Source organism: Sphingopyxis sp. SCN 67-31, from assembly GCF_001725095.1.
In genome coordinates this window covers 1-8556 of the sequence record NZ_MEFH01000120.1, presented here as the reverse complement: position 1 = coordinate 8556, position 8556 = coordinate 1, and the positions used below count along the sequence as shown (strand labels likewise).

Annotated in this window: 8 protein-coding genes and 2 tRNA genes; 4 read left to right on the top strand and 6 right to left on the bottom strand. The window is 64.2% G+C overall.

Annotated elements, in window-relative coordinates:
* Positions 1-2 precede the first annotated feature (2 nt).
* Positions 3-89, bottom strand: a tRNA-Tyr gene (locus ABS88_RS20710).
* 79 nt (positions 90-168) lie between these two features.
* On the opposite strand from ABS88_RS20710, the gene rlmB reads away from it, so the two are divergent.
* A complete protein-coding gene (rlmB, locus tag ABS88_RS20705; RefSeq protein ID WP_286750461.1) occupies positions 169-936 on the top strand; it encodes a 23S rRNA (guanosine(2251)-2'-O)-methyltransferase RlmB in 768 nt (255 codons plus the stop codon).
* A 96-nt stretch (positions 937-1032) separates the two neighbouring features.
* Here rlmB and ABS88_RS20700 read toward each other — a convergent pair whose 3' ends face one another.
* Positions 1033-1350 (bottom strand): 2Fe-2S iron-sulfur cluster-binding protein, encoded by a 318-nt coding sequence (locus ABS88_RS20700; protein ID WP_003043571.1) that lies wholly within the window; start codon positions 1348-1350, stop codon positions 1033-1035.
* A 99-nt stretch (positions 1351-1449) separates the two neighbouring features.
* On the opposite strand from ABS88_RS20700, the gene ABS88_RS20695 reads away from it, so the two are divergent.
* The gene (locus tag ABS88_RS20695; protein ID WP_003043574.1) at positions 1450-2067 is read left to right on the top strand and encodes a DNA-3-methyladenine glycosylase family protein; all 618 of its coding nucleotides are present in this window, start codon (positions 1450-1452) and stop codon (positions 2065-2067) included.
* 162 nt (positions 2068-2229) lie between these two features.
* Here ABS88_RS20695 and tig read toward each other — a convergent pair whose 3' ends face one another.
* Both tig and ABS88_RS20685 read right to left on the bottom strand, forming a co-directional pair.
* A complete protein-coding gene (tig, locus tag ABS88_RS20690; protein ID WP_286750460.1) occupies positions 2230-3801 on the bottom strand; it encodes a trigger factor in 1572 nt (523 codons plus the stop codon).
* 88 nt (positions 3802-3889) lie between these two features.
* A tRNA-Leu gene (locus ABS88_RS20685) sits at positions 3890-3974 on the bottom strand.
* Positions 3975-4143: 169 nt separating this feature from the next.
* Between ABS88_RS20685 and ABS88_RS20680 the strand changes: the two genes are divergently transcribed.
* Together ABS88_RS20680 and ABS88_RS20675 are read left to right on the top strand one after the other, a co-directional pair.
* Positions 4144-4353, top strand: coding sequence for a hypothetical protein (locus ABS88_RS20680; RefSeq protein ID WP_058811888.1), 210 nt, complete (start codon positions 4144-4146; stop codon positions 4351-4353).
* A gap of 61 nt (positions 4354-4414) precedes the next feature.
* Positions 4415-6109, top strand: coding sequence for an amidohydrolase (locus ABS88_RS20675; protein ID WP_286750459.1), 1695 nt, complete (start codon positions 4415-4417; stop codon positions 6107-6109).
* 37 nt (positions 6110-6146) lie between these two features.
* Here the strand turns inward: ABS88_RS20675 and gatB are convergent, their stop codons facing one another.
* Positions 6147-7613, bottom strand: a complete 1467-nt coding sequence (gene gatB / locus ABS88_RS20670) for an Asp-tRNA(Asn)/Glu-tRNA(Gln) amidotransferase subunit GatB (RefSeq protein WP_286750458.1) — start codon at positions 7611-7613, stop codon at positions 6147-6149.
* 97 nt (positions 7614-7710) lie between these two features.
* A partial coding sequence (locus ABS88_RS20665) for an amidase family protein (RefSeq protein WP_286750457.1) occupies positions 7711-8556 on the bottom strand: 846 nt, incomplete at its 5' end.

Here is an 8556-nt window from a genome sequence, read left to right as displayed (position 1 = left end):
GGTGGTGGACAGGGCTGGATTCGAACCAGCGTACGGGAAACCCGGGCAGATTTACAGTCTGCTGCCTTTAACCACTCGGCCACCTGTCCATGGGGTCCGCGTTGGGAAGCGGTCCAATGGCGAAAGGAGTCTTGCCTGTCAATGGCAGTCATGGGAAAGGCCGCCGCTATGAGACAATTTTCCCGTCATCGCCGCCCGCAGGGGCAGACTCCGCGCGGTCAGGGCGTCCGTTTCTGGGGACGCCACGCCGTTCTGGCCGCGCTCGCCAACCCCGAACGTCGCGTCAAGCGAATCTGGGGGACGCGCGAAGCGCTCGGCCAGCTCGATTTGCCGCCGGTTGTTCCCATCAGTTTTGCCGACGTTGCCGACTTGGCGCGGCTCGTCGCGCGCGATGCCCCACATCAGGGCTTGGTGATCGAGGTCGATCCGCTCGACGAAATCTATCTCGGCGATCTGTTACAGGACGAAGTCGATGCTGAGAGCAAGCGGCCGATCGTCGTCCTCGACCAGGTGACCGATCCGCACAATATCGGCGCCGTGCTGCGCTCCGCCGCGGCCTTCGACGCCGCGGCGATCGTTACGCAGGACCGCCACAGCCCGCCTGAAAGCGGCGTGATCGCCCGCTCGGCATCGGGCGCGCTCGAAACCGTGCCGTGGGTGCGCGTCGTCAATCTGTCGCGGGCGCTCGAGGAAATCGCCGAAGCGCAATATTGGCGAATCGGACTGACCGGCGACACCGAAACGACGCTGGGCGACACGCTTGACGGCAGCAAGGTCGCGCTGGTGCTAGGGTCCGAAGGCGACGGTATGCGGCACAATGTCATGGAGCACTGCGACGTGCTGGCAAAGCTCCCCATCTCGCCGCGGATGGAGAGCCTCAACATCTCGAACGCTGCGGCGATCGCGCTCTACGCGGTCGCGACGGCTGGAGGCTGAGCCCATGAGCAGTCACCCCGGCGAAGGCCGGGGCCTCAACTTCGCGTTATAGCTGAACCGTCGAGATCCCGGCCTTTGCCGGGATGACGAATGGAATCAATCCTCGGCGGCGATCCGCACCTTCAGCCCGTCGAGCGCGTCGCTGAACGGAATCTGGCACGACAGGCGCGAGGTGTCGTCGCGGTCGCTGGTCGAATCGAGCAGATCATTCTCGTCCTCGCTCATCGCCGGAAGCGCCGCGGCGTCGCCCGCCTCGACATGGACGTGGCAGGTCGCGCACGAGCAGCAGCCGCCGCACAGCGCGAGCAGTTCGTCGAAACCGGCGTCGCGGATATTTTCCATCACGGTCAGGCTGGTATCGCCTTCGATTTCATGTTCGGTTCCGTCGCGCGTCACGACAATCAGCTTGGCCATGCTCGTCCCCATAGTTTCGATTCGGCTGGGCTATGTCGTGCGTTGCGTGGCAAATCAAGCGTTGCTAATGACGGCAGTCGGAACAAAAGGAGAATATCGATGGGGCTGTCGCAGGAGCAATTGAACGCCGGGATCGATGCGCTTGCGGCGCGCGAGCCGAATTTTGCCCGCGCGCTGGGCAATGCCGGCTATCCCGAACCGCGCATCCGTGAGCCCGGCTATACGACGTTGCTCCGTACCATCGTCGGCCAGCAGGTCAGCGTCGCAGCGGCAACCTCGATCTGGAACAAGCTGGAAGCGGGTTTCGGGGCGGGTTGCCCCGCCGAGGTGATGGCGGCCGCGGAGTTCGATGCCCTTCGTGCCTGCGGCCTGTCGGCGCAAAAACAGGGCTATGCCAAAAGTCTGGCGCAGCTCGTACTCGATGGCGAACTCGACTTCGCCGCCCTCCCCGCCGACGATGAAGAGGCGATCGCGCTGCTGACCAAGGTCAAGGGCATCGGACGCTGGTCGGCCGAAATCTATCTTCTCTTTGCCGAAGGGCGCCCCGACATCTGGCCTGCCGGCGACCTTGCGGTGCAGGAAGCCGTTGGCCGCATCCTTCGGCTCGACGCACGCCCGAGCGAGAAGCGTGTCCGCGAAATCGGTGAGGCGTGGCGTCCTCACCGCGGCGCCGCCGCCATCTTCAGCTGGCATTGTTACAATATGGATGTGATCTGACATTGGTGGAGCCTGACGCGCCGATGAGGTCCTTCGGGAACGCCGCCAAAGAATGATCGCCCCGCACGCGCTGGCGTCGCCGATATCATTCGAATCCCCCAGACACAAAAAAGGCCGGGCAGAGAAACGCCGCCCGGCCTTTTTGTTCGCCTGATGTCGGGCTTATTTCTTCGCCGCGGCCTTTTTGGCGGGCGCCTTCTTGGCGGCTGCCGGCTTTTCCTCGGCGTCGGTCTTGGCTGCTGCCTTCTTCGCCGGGGCCTTCTTGGCCGGAGCTTCGGCCTTCTCGGCCTTGGCTTCGTCCTTCACCGCTTCCTTCTTGGCAGCCGGCTTTTTCGCGGCAGCCTTCTTGGCAGGCTTGGCGTCATGATCATGGTCGTGGCCACAGCCCGGACCATGGACATGATCGTCATCGGCTTCGATCGCGGCTTCCAGCTCTTCGCGGGTCACTTCGCGATCGCTGATTTCCGCCTTTTCAAACAGGAAGTCGACGACCTTGTCCTCGTACAGCGGAGCGCGAAGCTGCGCCGCGGCGAGCGCGTCCTGCTGGACATATTCGACGAAGCGCTGGCGGTCTTCGGGGCGATATTGCTGCGCCGCCTGCATGACCAGACGCTGCATCTCCTGCGCGCTGACCTGCACGCCATGCGCCTGACCGATCTCCGAGAGGAGCAGGCCAAGGCGGACGCGGCGCACCGCGATGCTGCGATATTCGTCGCGATCCTTTTCGAGTTCGGCCTTCGCCGCTTCGGGATCGGCTTCGTGGCTCGCTTCATGTTCGAGCTGCTGCCAGATCTGGCCGAACTCGGCTTCGACCATCGTCGGGGGCACGTCGAAATCGTGGCTCGCGGCGAGCTGGTCGAGCAGCTTGCGCTTCATATAGGTGCGCGTCAGGCCGTTGAGTTCCTGTTCGACCTGGCCCTGCATCAGCTCCTTGAGCTTGTCGAGGCTCTCGAGACCGAGCGACTTGGCGAACTCGTCGTCGATCGCGGTCTTGGCCGGAACCTTCACTTCCTTCACCGTCACGGCGAATTCGGCGGGCTTGCCCTTCAGATTTTCGACCGGATACTCGTCGGGGAAGCTGACCTTGACGGTCTTTTCGTCGCCGACCTTCACGCCGACGAGCTGATCCTCGAAGCCCGGGATGAGTTGGCCCGAACCGATTTCGACCGCCATGTCCTCGCCGGTGCCGCCGTCGAAAGCGACGCCATCGACGCTGCCGGCGAAGTCGATGATAACCTGATCGCCGGTCGCGGCCTTCTTCGTCTTGGGCGCATCTTCGAAGCGCTTCATCTGCGCCGCAAATTCCTCGATCTTGGCCATGACGGCAGCATCGTCGGCCGCGACGGTCAGGCGTTCGAGCTTCAGCCCGTCGATCGACGGCGCTTCGATTTCGGGCAGCACTTCGAGCGCAACCGTCAGTTCGGCATCCTTGCCGCGCTCATAGCCGTCTTCCAGGCTCACGGCGGGCTGCAGCGCCGGACGAAGCTTTTCCTTCGTCATCAGATCGCGCACGCCGGCGTCGATCGCCTTGTTCAGTGCGTCGGCCGACAGCGCCTCGCCGTGCATCTTGCGGATCAGGTTCGGCGGCACCTTGCCGGGGCGGAAGCCGGGCATGCGCACGGTCGGCGCGATCGCCTTGACTTCGTCATCGACGCGCGCGTCGATGTCCTTCGCGGTGATGGTCAGGCGATATTCGCGCTTCAGGCCTTCGTTCAGCGTTTCGACGGTCTTCATTGCCTTGGTCTTATCCTTGCTCAAAATCTCTTATCGCAAACCCGGCCCGAAAGCTGGGTTCTTCTATCCGACCTCGCTCTTGCGGACATGGTGCGGGCGAAGGGACTCGAACCCCCACATCTTGCGATACTGGTACCTAAAACCAGCGCGTCTACCAATTCCGCCACGCCCGCATGAGCTGTCGGCCGGGTGCACGAATCCATGCGCTGTGCCGCGCACGCCCGTGCGGGCCGGGCGGGGCTATAGCAGACGCGTGGCCGAGGGCAAGGGCGGAAGGCCGCGATATTCCGTGAGCGGAACGATGAAGACGGCTATAGGTTGATCGAGTCTGAGGAGACGATCATGACCAGCGGCACCAATAGCCTGCCCGACCCCCTTCCCAAGCCCAAGCCCGATGTCATCGAGCCGCAGTCGCCGCCCGAACGACCGGTGCAGCCGACGCCGCACGAGGACCCCGCGGGGCAGCCGCAGGAAATACCCGGAAGCCCCGGCGGCGGCGATATCGATGAGCCTGGCCGCGGGCCCGACGAAGCACCGCCGCAGCACATTTAGCTTGCTAAGCGCTTGACCGTTCCCCTTCCCCGCCGCCAAGAAGGCGGCGGGAGAGAGGGATATGAAAAAGATCATCGGGGCGTTAGCCCTTTTTGCCGCGCTGGCCACACAGTCGGCCAGCGCACAGGATCGTCCGACCATCTATCGCGGCGGACCGATCGTCACGATGGACGGCGACACGCCGCATCTGGCCAAGGCAGTCGTCGCCAGCGACGGCAAGATAATTTTCGTCGGCGATGAAAAGGGCGCGCGCCGGGCCGCCGGCAAGGATGCCCTGATCCACGATCTTGCCGGCGCGACAATGCTGCCGGGCTTCGTCGATGCCCATTCGCATTTCGCCGTCGCGCTCCAGATGGCGGGCGGGCTCGACCTGTGGGACAAGTCGCTGCCGCCCGTCACCGACATCGCCAGCCTGCAAGGCGTGGTCCGCGATTTCATCGCGCGGCGCGCCATTCCGAAGGGCGGCTGGGTCGTCGTCTGGCAATATAATGACGAAGCGCTGAAAGAGCGGCGTCATATCACCCGCGCCGAGCTCGACGCGGTATCGCCCGATCACAAGATCGTCCTGCTGCACATCTCGCTCCACGGGCTCGTCGCGAACAGCGCGGCACTCGCCGCGGCGGGGCTGTCGGATGCAAGCCAGCCGCCGCCGGGCGGACTGATGCTGCGCGACGACGCCGGACGGCTGAACGGCGTGCTGCTCGAAAAGGCGATGTACCAGATGCTGCCCGCGATGCCGCAGCCGACGGCGGAACAGAAGCTCGCGATGCTCGATGCGGCACAAGCGCGCTATTTCGCCGAAGGCTATACCCATGCGCAGGACGGCGCGACCTCGCCCGCAGACCTGGGCTTTTTCACCAGCGACGCGGCCCGCGCGCGGCTCAAGATCGATCTTGCGCTGCTGCCGATCTACACCAGTCTCGACGCGCTGCTGGCGAAACCCGACATTCAATTTCGCACCTATCAGGACCATGTGAAGATCGAAGGGGTGAAATTCATCCTCGACGGCAGCCCGCAGGCGCGGACCGCCTATTTCACGCGCGATTACGAACGCGGCAGCCCGAGCGGCGACCACCCATGGCACGGGCAGCCGATCGTCAGCCAGGAAGAGTTCGACACGCTGGCTCGCAAGGTCAACGACCGCGGCTGGCAGATATTCGTCCACGCCAATGGCGACGCCGCGATCGATATGGCGATCAAGGGCTTCGATGCGCTGGGGATCAAGGCCGCCGACGATCGCCGCCCGATCGTCATCCACTCGCAGTTCCAGCGCCCCGACCAATTGCCCGCCTACGCCCGCATCGGAGTAGGCCCCGCCTATTTTTCAAATCACACATGGTATTGGGGCGACGTCCACCGCAGCAATTTCCCGAAGGAAGTGGTCGATTTCATCAGCCCCTTCCGCGCCGCGCGCGAGGCGGGCCTCATCGCGTCGAACCACAGCGATTTCAGCGTAACCCCGCTCGACACGCGCTTCATGCTCTGGACGTCGATGGCGCGCGTCTCGCCCACCGGCGTCGTCAGCGGCGCCGACCAGCGACTTGACGCCTATGCAGGATTGCAGGCGCTTACGACCGGCCCCGCGTGGCAGGTGTTCGAGGAGAATCGCAAGGGCCGTATAAAGGCCGGGCTGCTCGCCGACTTCGTGATCCTCGACAAGAACCCACTGACTACGCCGGTCGATGCCATCAAGGACATCAGGGTGCTGGAAACGGTGAAGGAAGGCCGGACGGTGTGGAAGGCGTCAGCCGACTAAGGGTGGTCGCCCTCCCCTACCAACATCGCCAGCGCCTTCAGTACAGCGCCTTTTTCAGCAGCTCGTTCACGACCTGCGGGTTCGCCTTGCCCTGCATCGCCTTCATCGTCTGACCGACGAAGAAGCCGAACAGCGCTTCCTTGCCGCCCTTATACTGCTCGACCTTGTCGGCATTGGCGGCAAGAACCTTGGCGATTTCGGCCTCGATCGCGCCCGTGTCGCTCGTCTGCTTGAGGCCCTCGCGATCGACGATCGCGGCAGCGCCGTCGCCGGTTTCGAGCATTTTTTCGAACACCTGCTTCGCGATCGTGCCCGAGATTGTGCCATCGGCAACCAGGCCGAGCAGTTCGCCCGCCTGCGCCGGGGTCACCGGGCAATCGCCGATGTCCTTGCCGAGCCGGTTGAGCGCACCGAACAGCTCGCTCGTCACCCAGTTCGCCGCCGCCTTGGGCTCGGCGCCGGTTTCGAGCAGCGCGTCGAACCAGCGCGCATTTTCGACCTCGGCGGTCAGCACGTCGGCGTTATAGGCCGAAATACCCAGCCCCAGATAGCGCGCGCGCTTGGCATCGGGCAGTTCGGGCAGGCTGTCGCGACACTCGGCGAGGAACGCATCGTCGAGTTCGAGCGGCAACAGGTCGGGGTCGGGGAAATAGCGATAGTCGTGCGCGTCTTCCTTCGACCGCATTGTGCGCGTCGTCCCCGTGTCGGGGTTGAAGAGGCGCGTTTCCTGATCGACCGTACCGCCGGCCTCCAGCACTTCGACCTGGCGCTTCGCTTCGTATTCGATCGTCTGCATGACGAAGCGCACGGAGTTCACATTCTTCGTCTCGGTGCGCGTGCCGAATTCGTCGCCGGGTTTGCGCACGCTGACGTTCACGTCGGCGCGCATCGAGCCTTCTTCCATATTGCCGTCGCACGAGCCGACATAGCGCAGGATCGCGCGCAGCTTGCGGACATAGGCGCCGGCTTCCGCGGGCGAGCGCATGTCGGGCTTCGACACGATCTCCATCAGCGCGACGCCCGAACGGTTCAGATCGACGAAGGACATCGTCGGATGCTGGTCGTGCATCAGCTTGCCGGCATCCTGCTCGACGTGGATGCGCTCGATCCCGATCACCTTGTCGGCGGCGATTCCGGCCTTCTCATCGGCCTCGATCGTCAGCGAACCTTCGCCGACAAGCGGATGATAGAGCTGCGAAATCTGGTAACCCTGCGGCAGGTCGGCGTAGAAATAATTCTTGCGGTCGAAGCGCGACCATTTGTTGATCTGCGCGTCGATCGCCATGCCGGTGCGCACCGCCTGACGGATGCACTCGCGGTTCGGCACCGGCAGCATGCCGGGCATGGCCGCGTCGACGAGGCTCACCTGCGTGTTCGGCTCGGCCCCGAACGCGGTCGCGGCGCCCGAGAACAGCTTGGCGTTGGAGGTGACCTGCGCATGGACCTCGAGGCCGATCACAACCTCCCACTCGCCGGTTTCGCCCTTGATGCGATAGTCAGACATCTTCGTTCCTTCTTGTATCCCCGCGAAGGCGGGGATCCAGTGCGGGGCAGCACTAGGCCGCTCTGGGCTCCCGCCTTCGCGGGAGCACACCGCTAAATCACCACCACTTCTCCGCCCGCGCCGTAAAGCCCGCTCGCTCTTCAATGGCCAGCCCGGCGTTGAGCACGCCCTGCTCGTCGAACGCCTTGCCGATGATCTGCAGCCCCAGCGGCAGCCCTTCACGGTTGAGCGCGGCGGGGACCGACATCGCGGGCAGCCCCGCAAGGCTTGCGGGCACCGCAAACACGTCGTTCAGATACATCGCCAGCGGATCGGCGGTCTTTTCGCCCAGCCCGAACGCCGCCGACGGCGCGGTCGGCGCGAGGATCACGTCGCACGTCTCGAACGCCGCGCTAAAGTCACGCGAGATCAGCGTGCGCACCTTTTGCGCCTGCGTATAATAGGCGTCATAGAAGCCCGCCGACAGCACATAGGTGCCGATCATGATGCGACGCTTGACCTCGGGACCGAAGCCGTCGGCACGCGTCGCGGCATACATGTCCTGCAAGCCCGCTCCCTGCGGCAGATCGCGCAAACCATAGCGCACGCCGTCATAGCGCGCGAGGTTCGACGAGGCTTCGGCCGGCGCGATGATATAATAGGTCGGCAGCGCATATTTGGTGTGCGGCAGGCTGATCTCGACGACCTCGGCCCCCGCATCCTTCAGCATCGCGATGCCGGCGTCCCACATTGCGTCGATCTCGGGATCGATGCCCTCGAGGCGATATTCCCTAGGAATGCCGACCTTCTTGCCTTTGAGATCGCTCGACAAGGCCGCTTCCCAATTGGGCACGGGCAGGTCGAGGCTGGTCGCATCCTTCGGATCGAAGCCCGCCATATTTTCGAGCATGATCGCGCAGTCGCGAACATCGCGCGCCATCGGCCCCGCCTGATCGAGCGAGCT

Coding starts and splice junctions, on each gene's coding strand:
- rlmB (WP_286750461.1), top strand. CDS start 169: ATGAGACAATTTTCCCGTCATCGCCGCCCGCAGGGGCAGACTCCGCGC.
- ABS88_RS20700 (WP_003043571.1), bottom strand. CDS start 1,350: ATGGCCAAGCTGATTGTCGTGACGCGCGACGGAACCGAACATGAAATC.
- ABS88_RS20695 (WP_003043574.1), top strand. CDS start 1,450: ATGGGGCTGTCGCAGGAGCAATTGAACGCCGGGATCGATGCGCTTGCG.
- tig (WP_286750460.1), bottom strand. CDS start 3,801: ATGAAGACCGTCGAAACGCTGAACGAAGGCCTGAAGCGCGAATATCGC.
- ABS88_RS20680 (WP_058811888.1), top strand. CDS start 4,144: ATGACCAGCGGCACCAATAGCCTGCCCGACCCCCTTCCCAAGCCCAAG.
- ABS88_RS20675 (WP_286750459.1), top strand. CDS start 4,415: ATGAAAAAGATCATCGGGGCGTTAGCCCTTTTTGCCGCGCTGGCCACA.
- gatB (WP_286750458.1), bottom strand. CDS start 7,613: ATGTCTGACTATCGCATCAAGGGCGAAACCGGCGAGTGGGAGGTTGTG.